The following is a 15514-nucleotide window of genomic DNA, read 5'->3' as shown; positions in this document are numbered from 1 at the left end:
CAATATTTTTTATTATTTTTCTACATGTTTACAAGTTTTTTATTTTAAATTAAAATAAAGCATCTTACTATGTTTAGTAAGATGCTTTATTTACTATAGGTAATAATTTATAAATTCTTTAATATCTATACTTAGTATACTATTTCTTTAACTTAGCTAAAGCCTCTGCAAATGGATTATTAAATACTTCCTCATTTTTGTTTTGATTTTTTAGATACTTATTAATATCTTTTTTAGATGCTTTATTTTTTTCTTCACTTTTTCTTTTGTTAAAGGCACTTAACTTTTCTCTATGACCACAGCTACAAACAAAAGTCTTTCCTTCTCCTTCTCCACGAAGTTCTAATCTCTTATGGCATACTGGACATCTTGCATTAGTAGTTTGGGATATAGTCTTTCTAGTATTACATTCTCTATCTTCACATACTAACATCTTTCCTCTTTTACCTTTAACTTCAAGCATATATTTTCCACATTCTGGGCATTTATTTTTGGTTAAATTATCATGCTTAAATTTACTATCACTATCCTTTATTTCTCTAACTATATCTTTTGAGTATTCTTTCATTTCATTTATAAATACATTTTTATTAAGCTTTCCTTTTGATATATCTGTAAGCTTAGTTTCCCATGTTGCTGTTAATTCTGGTGTTTTTAATTCATTTGGTACTAATTCTAATAATTGTTTACCCTTTGATGTAATATGTATTTCTTTTCCTTTTTTCTCTACTACAAACGTATTAAATAATTTTTCTATTATATCTGCTCTAGTGGCTACTGTTCCAAGATTACTTTTTTCCATAAGAGTAAGAAGGCTTCCTTCATTTAGATATGATGGAGGATTAGTTTTTCCAATAGTTTTATTAATATTTGATATACTTAAAATTTCGCCTTCTTTTACTACTATTACATTACCATAATCTTCATCATCATCTAAGTCTTTATAGTTTTCTCTATATCCTAGATTTATCACTCTATTTCCTTTAAATATAAAGTGCTCATCTTCAATACTAGCATTTATTAACGTTTGTTCATACTCAAATGGAGGGCAAAGTACTGATAAGAACCTTTTAACAACAAGGTCATATATTTTTCTTTCTTTGTCGCTTAACTCACCTAAAAATACTCTTTCTTCTGTAGGTATTATTGCATGGTGGTCTGTTACTTTTTTATCATCTACAAATGATTTATTTGCCTTTATATTAGACTTTAGTATTTTATTACATACTCTAGAGTAATCACTTATACTAACAGCCTTAACTCTATCTCTTAAGGTTTCTACTATATCAGATGTTAAATATCTAGAATCTGTTCTTGGATATGTAAGTACTTTATGGTGTTCATATAGCTTTTGCATTATAGATAGCGTTTCTTTAGCAGAATATCCATATATTTTATTTGCATCTCTTTGTAATTGAGTTAGATCATATAATCCTTGCGAATATTTTTTCTTTAGAGTTTTATCTACCTTTATTATCTTTAAATCTTTTCCTTTTATTTTGTTTATTATTTTATCTATCTTTTCTTCATTAAAACTACTACTTTGATTATTTTTATCTATCCAAGTAAATAAAATATCTGAATTTCCTTTATTGGATTTTAGATTTATTCCATAATAATTTCTTGGCTTAAACTCTATTATTTCTTTTTCTCTTTTATATATCATTCCTAATGTTGGTGTTTGTACTCTACCACAAGAAAGCTGTGCATTATACTTTGTTGTGAGTGCTCTAGTTGCATTTATACCAACTATCCAATCAGCTTCTGCTCTAGCTATTGCTGAGTAGTATAAATTGTCATATTCTTTTGCATCTTTTAATTTGTTAAATCCATCTTTTATAGCTTTATCTGTATTTGACGATATCCATAAACGCTTTAAAGGCTTTTTGACTTGTATTTTATCTATTATCCATCTAGCTACAAGTTCTCCTTCACGCCCTGCGTCTGTAGCTATTACTATCTCACCTACATCGTCTCTTATCATTTGAGATTTTACTGTATTAAATTGTTTGCTAGTCTTTTTTATAACTACTGTTTTCAAATATTTTGGAAGTATTGGTAAGTCATCTATATTCCATGATTTATACTTTTGACCATAGCTTTCTGTATCTGCTAGCGTTACTAAGTGTCCTAGCGCCCATGTTACTATATATTTACTTCCTTCTATATATCTATTTTTATCTTTATTGCATCCTAATACCCTAGCTATATCTCTTCCTACTGAAGGCTTTTCTGCTAGTACCAATGTTTTTTTCATATTTATTTCCTTTCTTCTAGGCTAAATTTAAATAAGCCTCTACGTTGTTCTATTTATAATATTACCATATTTTATACATAAATAATAAAAATAAGTAAAGGATAGTTAACTTCTAGCTAACTATCCTCTATATTATATTTTTAGTTTATCTATAAAAAATTTCTTCAAATGATGCATGATCAAAAACTTCTTGTTTTTTACCATCTATTAAAACATTCACACCCTTTATCCACTCACCATCATAATCTCTTTGTAGTAGTGTTTCTACTATTGTCTTTTGATTTATATATCCACCTGTTGAACCCTGGAAGTGTTGTCTCCAAGAATTTTCATCTACTAGGTTTATTGTAGCTATCCCATCATTTATTGACTCTAATTGTATATTTGCTTTTTCATCTTTAAAATAGTCTTTCTTTAAAGATAATAATAAAGCATTTATTTTGTTTTCTAGCGTATCGTCTTTATCTATATTATGTATGTCTTTTAGTACTATCCTTTTTTCATTATCTTCAGAGTCAAATGTGTATAATTTAAAATCTATTTCTCCTTTAGAATTTTCAATATTTATATTTTCCTTATTGATTTCTTCTAGATTTTCAATAGGTTCTTCTTTTTCTGTATTTATACTATTATCATTTTTATCACTATTTTCTATTCCTTCTTTATCAATTTCTTGTTCTTTATTATCTTTATATGTATCTTTATTTTCCTCTATACTAAGTTTGTTTGTACTATCATTATTTTCTATTGTTGCGTCTGAACATCCTACTAATGTTATACTAAGTGCTAATGCTAGTAACCCTATTTTGATTTTCATATGTATCTCCCCTTTTGGTTATATTATTTATACTATCATACCAAATTTTATGCATAATATGATTACAATAAAAAAACAAAATAAAAGACAATGGATTTAATGGTGTAACCATCAAATCTATTGCCTTTTACAAAGCTATATGCTTTTCCCTCTTTTTGACTTTTATTAGATAATACTTGCTTCTTAGCATTTAGCCATCTATTGGTTTTGACCTTATTAGCTAACAGCCATAGATTAAAATGAGGTAGTTTTAGCCTAGGTGAACTATCTAATATGATAAAATATCTCGTCTTCTAAACACCCAATAGTTACTAGCAAAAGGTTCGGCAACCCGAGCTTTTATCTAGTGTGCTTAGATGCACAATTAATTGTGTAGTTATATATTAACCATTTTTAAAAAAATAATTCATATTTTTTTAAATTTTTATTAATATTTATAAAAATTTAAAAACGAATAATCATAATAAGAAAATTTTCTTTTATTATAAAAGTTAAATACTCTTTTTAATGGTGATACATTTTATTTAAACCTAATATCAAATCCTTAAGCGCACTAATCCTATTAGATTTAACAACTTATTATATTAATCATATAAAGTTTAAGATTTTAACTACTAATAATAATGAATAACTCCACATGCCCATCGCTTTCCTGAATTTCCTGCAGGTTGTGAAGTAAAATCATCATATCCTTCATGAAGTATAAAAGATTTTCCTATAACTTCATCTACAGTAAACCTATTGGTAAATACAGAAAGTATCCCTATTCCATTAGCAGATAGTATTGGCGGTAAATCTCCTGCATGCATAGGGTGTTCTGTGTTGGTTGAATTATAATGAGATTTTGCAGAAGTAAATGGATTATTTTTATCTTCTATTGAACAATCGCCTACTTCATGGATATGAAATCCATGAAACGAACTAGTTTGATTATTTATACTAGGTATTCCTGTTATATATGCCTTTACATATACCCCCTCTTCTAATTGATACAGGTATACTATTCCTTTTATACAAGATGCTAATGGTCCTCCATTTATTTGAGCATATGCATTTGGTTTAGATGGTTTGTATCCAGAAAATATTTTTTGAATATCATATTTTGGGCAAGAATTATCCATGATGCACCTCCTTATAATGAAATACATTTCTATCGCTATATATCTTATGATTTACATTAATAGAATGTTAATATTTATTTCATATAATTTTAGATGCTTTTTATGAGGTTTTGACGTAATTAATTTTTAATGATTTAAAAATAAAAAATCTCCATCTTATTTTGATGGAGATTTTTTATTTAAAAGTGTAATAGCCCAATATCACATTCTATAGAGAACTTATCTCTACTCATTAGTCCGCCATAAGATATATTCATGAAAAATATCTGACATCCTAGTCTTTTATTTATTATTATCTTATATCCATCAACTTCATGAAGTTCATCATCTTCCTTTATTTCATCTAACATAAAGTCTAATTTTGCATCTTCATATATAGACGGACGATTTTTATATATTCTTATATATTTATGCTCGCTATTTTCTAATATTTTATCAAATTGTTTTTTAGCTTCTTCAGTTATTAATATGTCCATATTATCAGCCTCTCCTATCCTTCTGTCTCTTTAATATTATACCATATTTATATAAATAATTATTTCTAATAGTTTAAAATTTATTAATTGAATATAACTTTTATATTTTGAGTAAAATATATTCAATTACGTATATATGGAGGTTTTTTATGGAATCAAATCATAAACATTTACTAGACCCACAAGCAGCAAATTTCAATGATACTGTAGTTCCTAAGACACCAGTCTTTTCTGGTAACGATATAACTTGTGAAGTTTATTATTTTAAACCAAATCAAGATTTAGCAATGCATAGACATCCAAATGGCGAGCAAATATTTTTCTTTTTAAAAGGCTCTGGAGTTATGACTGTTGAAGAAAAAGAACATAATGTTCATACTGGATGTACAGTTTTTGTAAAAGCGAATGAATGGCATGGCATTAAAAACTCTGATAAAGAGGATATGGTTGCTGTCCAAGTTACTAAAGTTAATGCTGGTGCTGAATACAAAGATAAATAAAATTTTTATTAAAATTTTTAAATAATTTTATACTTAGCGTAAAATCCTTGCAAACAAAAAAGCTTGATTATTTAAATCAAGCTTTTTGTATACTTACAATTTATATTTAGGTTTTACTGAATTACTTTTTTACTAACTTTAATTCAACTGGTATATATTTATTTATTTTCTCACCTTTTATAACCTTATTGGCAGCTTCAACAGCCGTCTCTCCTATAAGTATTGGTTGTTGTGCTACTGTTGCATCCATTTTCCCACTTTTAACAGATTCAACTGCATCATCTGTTGCATCAAATCCAACTACTAATACATCTTTCATATTAGCATCTTCTAATGCTTTTTGAGCTCCTAAAGCCATTTCATCATTTTGAGCAAATACAGCATTTATATTATCCTTTGATTGAATAATATTTTCCATAACAGTAAGTCCCTTACTTCTATCAAAGTCTGCACTTTGTTTAGCTATTAACTTAAACTCACTATTTTTTATACCATCTTCAAATCCTTTACCTCTATCTCTTGTAGCTGAAGAACCTGCTATACCTTCAAGTTCTACTACATTTCCTTTTCCACCAAGTTTTTCTATTAAAAAGTCTGCTGCCATTTTTCCTCCAGCAACATTATCAGATGCAACATGAGATATAACTTCTCCTCCATTTGCTGCTCTGTCAACTGTTATTACTGGTAACTTTAAATTATTAGCGACCATAACAGATGCTATTGCTGAATCTGAATCAACTGGGTTTAAAAGTACTATATCTACATCTCTAACACTTATATCTTCCATATTAGATACTTCTTTAGCTGGGTCATTTTGTGAATCAAGAACTACTACTTCATATCCTAATTCTTTTGCTTTTTCTTCTACTCCAGCTTTTAGATCTACGAAAAATGGATTGTTTAATGTTGATACTATAAGTCCTATCTTTTTTACTCCATTATCTTTAGAACTACATCCTACTAGTAGGCTTGATGATAATATTATAGTTATTATTATAGAAAGAAATTTTTTCATTTTATTTCCTCCTAGTTACTTCTTCTGTCTAAAAGTACAGCTATTAATATAACTACACCTTTTACCATCATTTGATAATATGATGATACATCTAATATATTAAGTGCGTTACTTAATACACCTATTATTAATGCACCTATTATAGTTCCAGTTATTTTACCTTTTCCACCTGTTAAACTAGTTCCACCAAGTACTACTGCTGCTATTGCATCTAACTCATATCCAGTACCTGCTGTTGGTTGTGCAGAATATAATCTAGAGGTTATTATAACTCCAGCTAGTGCTGATAATATACCACTTATTGTGTATACCCATATTTTTATTTTATCTGTATTAAGTCCTGATAGCTTTGTTGCTTCTTCATTAGAACCTAATGCATAAGTATATCTTCCCATTTTAGTACTATTTAGTATATAAGCACATACTAAAAATACTACTATCATTATTATTGCTGGAGTTGGTATAGAGAATATTTCTCCTCCACCTATTTTACCAAAGTTTATTGCTAAATCTCCACTCCCTAATGTTATAGGCTTTCCATCTGTAAATACTAAAGTTAAACCTCTAAGTATTGTCATAGTTGCAAGTGTTGCTATAAATGGTTGAAGTTTTCCTTTTGAGATTACAAATCCATTTAAAAAACCAACAACAGCTCCTATTAATATAGATATTACTATAGCTATTACTATATTTTGTCCTGATACAAGTAAACTCGCACAAATTGCTCCACTTATAGCAAGTATTGAACCTACAGATAAATCTATTCCTCCTGTTAATATAACAAAAGTCATACCAGCTGCTATTATTGCATTTACTGATGTTTGTCTTAATATATTAAAAATATTTTTAGTGCTTAAAAATGATGGACTTAATATTGAAACTATACCTACTAACAATAATAATCCTACTAAACTTTTATACTTTATTAATATATTTTTTATATCTAATTTACTATCTTTCGTATTTTGTATACATTGTGATGACATAACTATACTGCCTCCCTAGTTTCTACTGCACATTTTAATATTGCTTCTTGGCTTACTTCTTCTTTCTCAAACTCTCCAGTTATTCTTCCTTGGCTAAGTACTAATATTCTATCACTTAATCCAAGTATTTCTGGCATTTCTGAAGATATCATTATAACCGCTTTTCCCTTTGACTTAAAATCATTTATTAAGTCATATATCTCTTTTTTAGCTCCTACATCAACACCTCTAGTAGGTTCATCAAGAATTAAAACATCTGGATTTGTAAGTAGTGCTTTTGCTATTGCTACTTTTTGCTGATTACCACCACTTAAATTTCTTATAAGTTGTTCTTGGCTTGGTGTTTTTATATTTATCTTATCTATATAGCTATTTACTATCTCTTTTTCTTTTTGCTTATTTATTTTAAATAAAGATGATATAGTATTTAATGAAGATATGGTCATATTTTCTCTTATAGATAAATCTAAGATTAATCCATCCCCTTTTCTATCTTCACTAACATAAGCTATTTTATTTTTTAAACCGTCTTTTGAGCTTCTGTTAAATATCTCTTTTTTATTTACATATATACTTCCACTTTCTTTTTTTATATGTCCATATATAGTTTTTGCAAGTTCCGTTCTACCTGCCCCCATAAGTCCTGATATACCGACTATTTCTCCACCTTTTACATCAAAACTTACATTATCTACAAATTTATTTTTTAGATTTTTAACCTCTAGTATAGGCTCTCCTTTTTCACATTCAATTCTAGGGAATTGGTCTGTAAGCTTTCTACCTACCATCATCTCTATCATTTTATCTTCGTCTATATCTTTTATTTCTTCTTGACCTACATATTTTCCATCTCTTAGTACAGTTATATAATCACATATTTCAAATATTTCTTTTAGTCTATGTGATATATATACAATTGCTTTTCCTTCTTCTTTTAACTCATTTATAACCTTAAATAAACTCTCAGTTTCCTTATCTGTTAGTGCATCTGTTGGCTCGTCCATTATTATTATCTTTGCATCTAATGATAAAGCTTTTGCAATTTCGATCATTTGCTTTTGACCTATGCTTAAGTTTTTTACAAGACATTTTGAACTAGTCTCTACATTTAACTTTTGAAGTAACTTTTGACTATCACTATGTAGTTTATTAAAGTCTATTTTAAGTCCATTTTTAGGTTCTCTTCCTAAAAATATATTTTCGCCTATGCTTAAATCATTTACTAAGTTAAGCTCTTGATGTATTATTGCAATTCCTTTATCAGCTGCATCTTTAGGCCCTTTTATATCTTCTTCTTTTCCATTATAGTAAATTTGGCCTTTTGTCTTTTTATATACACCACTTAATATTTTCATAAGTGTAGATTTTCCCGCTCCATTTTCTCCCATCAAAGCCATAACTTTTCCTTCATAAAGCTCTAGATTAACCCCGTCTAGTGCCTTAACTCCTGGAAATTCTTTTACTATATTTGTCATTTTCAAAATAGGTGTTTTCATGTTAAAATACAACTCCCGATTTTAATATTATATTAGCATAAGGACTGCACTCCCCAGTTCTAACAAAAGCTTTACTGTTATTAGTCATCTTTTTAAATTCTTCATGACTCACTTCTGTAACTTTTACATTTTCAAATCGTTTTAATATTTCTTTATATATTTTTTCGTTTTTTTCTTTAATCTCACTAGCTATTATTATCTCTTCAACACATAGTTCTTCTAATATTACATCTAAAGTATCTATAAAACTTGGTACGCCGTGAGTTAATGCTAGATCTATCTTTTTAACATCATCACTTATCGGAAGTCCACAATCTCCTATAGTTAAACTATCAGTATGACCCATTTTAGATATAGTGTATGATATTTCACTATTTATCAGTTTAGTTTTTTTCATAATTTACCCCCTAAAGTTCTCAACTTCTATTAATGTTGGTAAGCTACTTTGAGCACCCTCTTTCATAACTGATAATGCTCCAACTTTTGAAGCAAAATCCATAGCATATTCCATATCTTTGCCACATGCTATTGCCACAGCCAAAGCTCCAGTATAACTATCACCAGCTGCTGTAGTATCTATAGCTTCAACTTTATATGCCTTTTTAAACATTGATGTTTCTTTATTTATATATAAACTTCCCTTAGAACCTAAAGTTACTATAAGTTCTTTTACACCTTTGTTTATCATTATTTGTGCACATTCATTTATATCATCTTCATTACTTATTGATTTTTGGCTTATTATTTCAAGTTCAGTTTCATTTGGAGTTAATAAATCGACATTTTCTATTATCTCATCTTCTAAAACTACTGCTGGTGCTGGGTTTAATATAGTATACTTACCTAGTTCTTTAGCTTTTTTAAGAGCATATTTTATAGTTTCTAGTGGAGTTTCAAGTTGAACTACTACTATATCACTATTTTTTATTGCATCTATATTTTTATCTATATCTTCTTTAGTTAATTTATAATTAGCTCCTGGTGCTACTACTATAGAGTTTTGTGCATTTTTATCTACCGTTATAAGTGCTACACCACTTGGACCTTCTTCTACTTGTATGTAATCAGTATTTACATTATCTTTTTTTAATGAGTTTACTAAAGTTTCTCCAAAGCTATCATTTCCAACTTTACCAATCATAGTTACATTTCCATTTAACCTAGCCATAGCTACCGCTTGGTTAGCTCCTTTTCCGCCTGGAACTTCTTTGAAATTACTTCCTAATAAAGTTTGTCCTGCTTTTGGCATCTTTTCTACATTTACAACTAAATCCATATTTAGACTACCTATAACGCATATATTCTTCACAATGTTCCTCCTAATTTTTATAATATATATATCATTTCTATTTTAATATTCATTTTATCTTTCCTATAGAGTATCATATTTATTTATTAAGTGCAACATATTTATATATTTATATATATTTTTTTACATTTTATATCAATTACAACTCTAATTTTATATAAAAGTATATAATTATATTTTAATAATATACTCTTATATAAAAAATTCGCTTAGCTTATGTCCGCCAACAAATTTGTCCGTTACTCAAAATATCATTTTTTACATTTTAAACTTATTAGTATATCTTACTTATTATCAATAGTTTTATAACTAATATAATTTCCTTGTATGTAAAAAATTCGCTGCGCTCATGTCGCCAACGACTTCGTCCGTTGCTCAAAATGTCTTTTTTACGCTCATAAAACTAATTAGTATTACTTAATTTCAATAGTTATCCACAATTTATGAAGTATCATAATTCCCTTAAGCGAAAAAAATGAACTAAAACAATTATGTTTTAGTTCATTTTTACTATCACTATATACTTATTTAAAGCTTTATGCCTTTATTAATCTCTAAATATCCCTTTTATATTTCTTTATTTTACTACTATATTCATGAGTTTAGTTAATTCTAAAGCTTGAATAGGTGTAAAAATTCCACCTGAAACATCTTTTATACTTACTTCTAAACTATCTATATTACAAGTAGTTAAATCTACTTTATCAAGAGAACTTCCTCTAAAAACTGATTTTGTTAAATCTGTAGATTCTAAAATTAAACCTTTACTTTCTATTTCCTGAAATACTGAATTTCTAAAATTAGAATCTTTAAAACATATATTTTTTAATTTAGCATATGAAAAATTTGAATATATCCCTATAGTATCCTTAAATACTACATTTTTCATTAAAGAATCATCGAATCTACTGCCTATTAATTTACAGTTTATAAACTCTGTTCTGTATATACTACTATCTGATATATCTATATTAGATAAATCACAGTTTTCAAATATACAATCTACTATATCTATTTTTTTTAAATCGCACTCCTCAAATATTATATTCTTAAAAACACAGGAATTAAAACTAATTCTTATATTATATATATCACTTATTACAGTATCCTCTATTATTTTATTTTCTATACTTTCCTCATTTATTATAAGTTCTACTATATTGCTACACTCTTGTAGATCACTATATATTTTTGGCTTTTCTATTTTATACACAACAGACATTTATATCTCCTTTATATCCTCTAATTCTTTTTCTTTCTTATTGTATTTTTTATTTTTACTACAATACCCATATATATTTTTATATTTATTTATAAATAATATAGATATTATTACCGTCAATAGTTCTGCTAATGGGACTGCTAACCACACTCCATTTACATTTAAATATTTAGGTAAAAAAGTTATTCCACATACTATAAATACAAAGGTTCTTAAAAAAGATATAGTTGCAGATATTTTTCCATTTGAAAAAGCTGTAAACATTGCAGAAGTAAATATATTAGTTCCCATAATTAAAAAACCTATAGCAAATAGCCTAAATCCATTATAAGCAATATTAAAAACATTACTTTTAGATTCTGAGAATAATCCTACTATTATTGGAGATGCTAATATCGCTACTGTAAATAATATCACAGAACTTAACAATATAAATATTATACTATACTTTATTATCTTTTTAAGCTCATGCTCATTTTTATTCCCATAATTGTAGCTTATAATAGGTGCAACCCCTGATGAAAATCCTATATATGCAGATGTTATTAAAAACTCACCATATAAAACTATAGTTATAGCGGCTACTCCATCTGATCCTAAAAGTTTCATCATAACTATGTTAAATAACATTGTAGTTACCCCTGCCGATAAATTCGTAACCATTTCAGATGAACCATTTGTTATTGTAGTTAATATAACGTTAATGTCTAAGCTAGGCTTTACAAAATATAAAGAAGCTTTTTTTCTGCTAAAATATATTATTCCAAGTATTGCTGGTATTAAATTTCCCATACCTGTTGCATATGCCGCTCCTGATATTCCCATATCCATAGGAACTATAAATAAATAATCTAATATTATGTTACTAAATCCGCCTATTAAGGTAAATAATAATCCTATATTTGGCTTCCCTGCAGTTATTGTAAGATATTGAAATAATAAATTAATTATAAACGCTGGAACAAATATTAAAGTTGCTGTTAGATAATCTCTACAATACCCATATAATTTATTATTGCCACCAAGTGTATATATTATCTTTTCCAAAAATGTATATCCAATAAATGATATTAAGATTCCTAAAGTAGCTCCTAAAAGTATTATTAATGTAAAATTCTTTTTAGCTTCTTCAGTTTTCCCTTCACCAATTTTTTTAGCTATAACTGCGCTACTTCCAGTTGCTAACATTACACCAACTGCTATTACCACATTTATAAATGGATATACTATATTTACAGATGATAATGCGTCAGTATTTACAAATCTAGATACAAATATTCCATCTATTATTGTATATAAAGACATAAATACAAGCATTACCACCGATGGTATAGTAAATTTTATAAGTGATAAAAAGCTAAAGCTTTTTGCTATTGAATTATCCATTTTATCCTCCTAAATTTTGTATCTTATCATATTATACAATAAAGTATATGGTTACAATACAGTCAATAGATATTTTAGTAATGAATATAATAAAAAACTACTTAGCATAAATTTATACTAAGTAGACTTTTATTATAATATATTTAATTTTATAGCTTCTAAAACTCCATTATCATCATTACTTTTTGCAATAAATCTAGATACTTTCTTTAAATCATCATGAGCATTTTCCATAGCATAACTGTGATAAGCTGCTTCCATCATCTCCAAATCATTTAGATAATCTCCAAATACCATAGTTTCATTAAAATCTATACCCATTTTCTCTTGAAGTGCTTTAATTGCCATTCCTTTATTGGCGCCTTTATTCGTTATATCTAACCATATCTTCCCAGATATAGATACTTGTAAATCATCTCTATAGTCGTCGTAATATTTATTGCTATTTTCTTGAGCCCCATTAAAGTCACATATAGTAACCTTTAATATATCATCTTCTATTTCATTTACATCTTTTACTACTTCATACTTTTCATAGTATTTTTCTACTTCTTTTATAAATTCTTCATCAGTAGATTCTATATATGCAGAATTTTTACCACAAAGTATTACATTTGAATTTTCTATATTTCTTCCTATATTAACTAATTCTTTAGCTATATTTCTATCTAATGAGTTTATAAATATCTCTTCTCCCTTATAAACTACAATTGTTCCATTCTCAGCTATAAACATCATCTTATCTTTAACATCTTCAAATCTTTTTAACAAATTAAAGTATTGTCTTCCACTAGCAGCTGCAAATATTATATCTTTTTCTTGTAGTTTTTCAAATACATCTATAAAATCATGGTGTATTTCATTATTATTATTTAATAGTGTTCCATCCATATCTGTTGCAATAAGCTTTATCATCTGACTCCTCCTTTGATGCTTTATGTATATTATATCAAATGTATTTGCTTATTTTAATTATAAAATCTAGGTTAATAAATGTGAACACTATTATATAATTTATAGGTTATCTAATTCTTCATATATTCTTATAAATGGTATATCGCCAATTACTGCTATATCCTCTGCATTAAAATAGTGCTTTATATTTGAGTCAAATAATATATTAGATGCTGATTCTATTTCATCATCCCCACTCCATAAAATATATATAATATATGTATCATTTAAAAATCTAATTTTATAGGCACTATCTCCCATATTTATTTTACTTGCTCCAATATTTTTCATTACAGATTTAAATTTTTCTACATTTCCTCCAAATTCTTTAGTTAATCTATTTATACTAGTTCTTAAAAATGCCGGATAATATACATGTCCTCCATCAATTTCTTTAAATGTTATATATTTATTAGTTGGTGGTATTGGATTAGCATTGACTAAAAATCTTATTACTAAAATTTCTAAAGCTATTTTATCTAATTTTTCTCCATTTTCTTTATATATATCTCCACTAGGATATTCTACATATAAAGTAAAATCCATACACTTTACATGAAATATACTGGTGCTTTTATCATAGTATGAATTTGATAGCTTTGCCATAAGAATAGGATCTTTTTTACTAAATTCATTTTTAGCATAGTCTAACGGTATATTATAATTTCCAACTTTATTAAATTTCTCCATGATAATTCCCCCAAAATAATTTATATTACTACTTTCTACATAAAGTAGTTTAAAACCTTTTAATTATACTAACATTTCATACTATATTTAATATATTATTAATAATTAGTGTCTACCTAGTAAATTTGATGTTGTTATTTGTATATATTTTTTACTTATGCTAATATTATTAATTATCAATAAAGTTTTATTTTAATTTGGAGGTGAAGTATGAAAATACTTTTAATACTAACTCTAATTTCATTTTCTATCTTTTTAATCTCTTATAATCTAGATAAAAGAAAACTTTATAATGGCTTTTTATTTAATATTTCATTATTTATGTTTTTATTAACTGCAACATACATAACCTTCTCTACTTCTAATATATTATTGATGGTTATATTTTTTATATTTTTTATTATAGCAATTTTTATTTTAATATTTGGGATTTATATACTCATAATTGGATTATTTATAAATGCACGAATTGTAATAAAAAGGGAGAGTAGAAGCTTATCTAATCTATTAACATTTTTCTTAGGCTTAGTTTTACTTTTTCATGTAATACTAACTATAATTAATCCTGAAAGATTTTTACCTAGTGATATTAATATATTTATTGGTGGATTTATTCTTATAGAAATATATTTCTTATTTAGTGTTTTTAACTTCTTAATGATTTCACTATTATATCAAATTAATAGACCTAAGTTAAATCAAGATTTTATAATTGTTTTGGGTAGTAGGGTAATTGGAGATAAGGTTCCTCCTTTACTTGCTAGCAGAATAAAAAAAGCAATTGAATTTTATAACAAGCAAGCTAAAGCATCGAAACCACCTAAAATAATATTTTCTGGTGGTCAAGGTAAAGATGAGAAAGTTTCTGAAGCATTTGCTATGCAAAAGTATGCTATAGAAAATGGTATACCTATTTCTGATACAATACTTGAAGATAAATCAACAACAACATTTGAAAATATGAGTTTTTCTAAAAATATAATGGATAAAATTAAGCCAAGTGGATACAACAGCATTTTTGTTACTAATAATTATCATCTATTTAGAGCTGGACTTTATGCCAAAAAAGCTAATTTAAAAAGTGATGGCATTGGTGCAAAAACTGCACTTTACTTTATTCCAAATGCTTTAATAAGAGAATATATTGCTATTGTAGTAATGAATAAAAAACGTCATTTTATAGTTATATCATTTATATTAATCTGTAGCTTTATATTAGCCTTAATAAATTATTTTTTAGTAGGCTAAAGTATAAAAAAGCAGTATACATAATTTATGTATACTG

Annotated in this window: 15 protein-coding genes; 2 read left to right on the top strand and 13 right to left on the bottom strand. The window is 26.8% G+C overall.

What is annotated here, in order from left to right:
- Positions 1 to 139: 139 nt before the first annotated feature.
- From I4U66_RS01530 to I4U66_RS01515, 4 genes are all read right to left on the bottom strand, one after another.
- On the bottom strand, positions 140 to 2257 hold the full coding sequence (locus tag I4U66_RS01530) for a DNA topoisomerase III (protein WP_092926808.1): 2118 nt from the start codon (positions 2255 to 2257) through the stop codon (positions 140 to 142).
- Positions 2258 to 2402: 145 nt separating this feature from the next.
- Positions 2403 to 3074, bottom strand: coding sequence for a hypothetical protein (locus tag I4U66_RS01525; protein ID WP_092926810.1), 672 nt, complete (start codon positions 3072 to 3074; stop codon positions 2403 to 2405).
- 614 nt (positions 3075 to 3688) lie between these two features.
- Positions 3689 to 4195, bottom strand: a complete 507-nt coding sequence (locus I4U66_RS01520) for a superoxide dismutase family protein (protein ID WP_092926812.1) — start codon at positions 4193 to 4195, stop codon at positions 3689 to 3691.
- Between the two features lie 179 nt (positions 4196 to 4374).
- Entirely contained in the window at positions 4375 to 4671 is a 297-nt protein-coding gene (locus tag I4U66_RS01515; protein ID WP_166505022.1) for a hypothetical protein, read from the bottom strand.
- 149 nt (positions 4672 to 4820) lie between these two features.
- Here I4U66_RS01515 and I4U66_RS01510 point away from each other — a divergent pair, with 149 nt between their 5' ends.
- Complete coding sequence (locus tag I4U66_RS01510; RefSeq protein ID WP_092926816.1) at positions 4821 to 5171, top strand: cupin domain-containing protein; 351 nt, start codon at positions 4821 to 4823, stop codon at positions 5169 to 5171.
- A 121-nt stretch (positions 5172 to 5292) separates the two neighbouring features.
- Here I4U66_RS01510 and rbsB read toward each other — a convergent pair whose 3' ends face one another.
- From rbsB to I4U66_RS01465, 9 genes are all read right to left on the bottom strand, one after another.
- Complete coding sequence (gene rbsB, locus I4U66_RS01505) at positions 5293 to 6186, bottom strand: ribose ABC transporter substrate-binding protein RbsB (protein WP_092926818.1); 894 nt, start codon at positions 6184 to 6186, stop codon at positions 5293 to 5295.
- Between the two features lie 11 nt (positions 6187 to 6197).
- The gene (rbsC, locus tag I4U66_RS01500) at positions 6198 to 7172 is read right to left on the bottom strand and encodes a ribose ABC transporter permease (protein WP_166505021.1); all 975 of its coding nucleotides are present in this window, start codon (positions 7170 to 7172) and stop codon (positions 6198 to 6200) included.
- A gap of 2 nt (positions 7173 to 7174) precedes the next feature.
- Positions 7175 to 8668, bottom strand: coding sequence for a ribose ABC transporter ATP-binding protein RbsA (rbsA, locus tag I4U66_RS01495; RefSeq protein WP_166505020.1), 1494 nt, complete (start codon positions 8666 to 8668; stop codon positions 7175 to 7177).
- A 1-nt stretch (position 8669) separates the two neighbouring features.
- Complete coding sequence (gene rbsD / locus I4U66_RS01490) at positions 8670 to 9065, bottom strand: D-ribose pyranase (protein ID WP_092926824.1); 396 nt, start codon at positions 9063 to 9065, stop codon at positions 8670 to 8672.
- A gap of 3 nt (positions 9066 to 9068) precedes the next feature.
- Entirely contained in the window at positions 9069 to 9977 is a 909-nt protein-coding gene (gene rbsK / locus I4U66_RS01485; protein ID WP_092926826.1) for a ribokinase, read from the bottom strand.
- Between the two features lie 577 nt (positions 9978 to 10554).
- Positions 10555 to 11199, bottom strand: coding sequence for a pentapeptide repeat-containing protein (locus I4U66_RS01480; RefSeq protein WP_092926828.1), 645 nt, complete (start codon positions 11197 to 11199; stop codon positions 10555 to 10557).
- Positions 11200 to 12585: an MATE family efflux transporter gene (locus tag I4U66_RS01475; RefSeq protein ID WP_092926830.1), complete on the bottom strand. Its 1386-nt coding sequence runs from the start codon at positions 12583 to 12585 to the stop codon at positions 11200 to 11202.
- 132 nt (positions 12586 to 12717) lie between these two features.
- A complete protein-coding gene (locus I4U66_RS01470) occupies positions 12718 to 13500 on the bottom strand; it encodes an HAD family hydrolase (protein ID WP_195236897.1) in 783 nt (260 codons plus the stop codon).
- A gap of 99 nt (positions 13501 to 13599) precedes the next feature.
- Positions 13600 to 14229 (bottom strand): DUF3786 domain-containing protein, encoded by a 630-nt coding sequence (locus I4U66_RS01465; protein ID WP_166505015.1) that lies wholly within the window; start codon positions 14227 to 14229, stop codon positions 13600 to 13602.
- Positions 14230 to 14439: 210 nt separating this feature from the next.
- On the opposite strand from I4U66_RS01465, the gene I4U66_RS01460 reads away from it, so the two are divergent.
- Positions 14440 to 15477: a YdcF family protein gene (locus I4U66_RS01460; RefSeq protein WP_195928334.1), complete on the top strand. Its 1038-nt coding sequence runs from the start codon at positions 14440 to 14442 to the stop codon at positions 15475 to 15477.
- The last annotated feature ends 37 nt before the right edge of the window (positions 15478 to 15514 follow it).

Source organism: Romboutsia sp. D33t1_170424_H2, assembly GCF_015669105.1.
Lineage (GTDB): Bacteria > Bacillota > Clostridia > Peptostreptococcales > Peptostreptococcaceae > Romboutsia_C > Romboutsia_C hominis.
The sequence above is the reverse complement of the archived record's forward strand: the minus strand, read 5'-3'. Positions and strand labels throughout refer to the sequence as shown.

What these genes read in the sequence shown, in the direction of transcription:
- I4U66_RS01465 (WP_166505015.1), bottom strand. Translation starts at nt 14,229, where the DNA reads ATGGAGAAATTTAATAAAGTTGGAAATTATAATATACCGTTAGACTAT.
- rbsA (WP_166505020.1), bottom strand. Translation starts at nt 8,668, where the DNA reads ATGAAAACACCTATTTTGAAAATGACAAATATAGTAAAAGAATTTCCA.
- I4U66_RS01460 (WP_195928334.1), top strand. Translation starts at nt 14,440, where the DNA reads ATGAAAATACTTTTAATACTAACTCTAATTTCATTTTCTATCTTTTTA.
- I4U66_RS01475 (WP_092926830.1), bottom strand. Translation starts at nt 12,585, where the DNA reads ATGGATAATTCAATAGCAAAAAGCTTTAGCTTTTTATCACTTATAAAA.
- I4U66_RS01480 (WP_092926828.1), bottom strand. Translation starts at nt 11,199, where the DNA reads ATGTCTGTTGTGTATAAAATAGAAAAGCCAAAAATATATAGTGATCTA.
- I4U66_RS01515 (WP_166505022.1), bottom strand. Translation starts at nt 4,671, where the DNA reads ATGGACATATTAATAACTGAAGAAGCTAAAAAACAATTTGATAAAATA.
- I4U66_RS01530 (WP_092926808.1), bottom strand. Translation starts at nt 2,257, where the DNA reads ATGAAAAAAACATTGGTACTAGCAGAAAAGCCTTCAGTAGGAAGAGAT.
- I4U66_RS01470 (WP_195236897.1), bottom strand. Translation starts at nt 13,500, where the DNA reads ATGATAAAGCTTATTGCAACAGATATGGATGGAACACTATTAAATAAT.
- rbsB (WP_092926818.1), bottom strand. Translation starts at nt 6,186, where the DNA reads ATGAAAAAATTTCTTTCTATAATAATAACTATAATATTATCATCAAGC.
- rbsD (WP_092926824.1), bottom strand. Translation starts at nt 9,065, where the DNA reads ATGAAAAAAACTAAACTGATAAATAGTGAAATATCATACACTATATCT.
- I4U66_RS01525 (WP_092926810.1), bottom strand. Translation starts at nt 3,074, where the DNA reads ATGAAAATCAAAATAGGGTTACTAGCATTAGCACTTAGTATAACATTA.
- I4U66_RS01510 (WP_092926816.1), top strand. Translation starts at nt 4,821, where the DNA reads ATGGAATCAAATCATAAACATTTACTAGACCCACAAGCAGCAAATTTC.
- rbsC (WP_166505021.1), bottom strand. Translation starts at nt 7,172, where the DNA reads ATGTCATCACAATGTATACAAAATACGAAAGATAGTAAATTAGATATA.
- I4U66_RS01520 (WP_092926812.1), bottom strand. Translation starts at nt 4,195, where the DNA reads ATGGATAATTCTTGCCCAAAATATGATATTCAAAAAATATTTTCTGGA.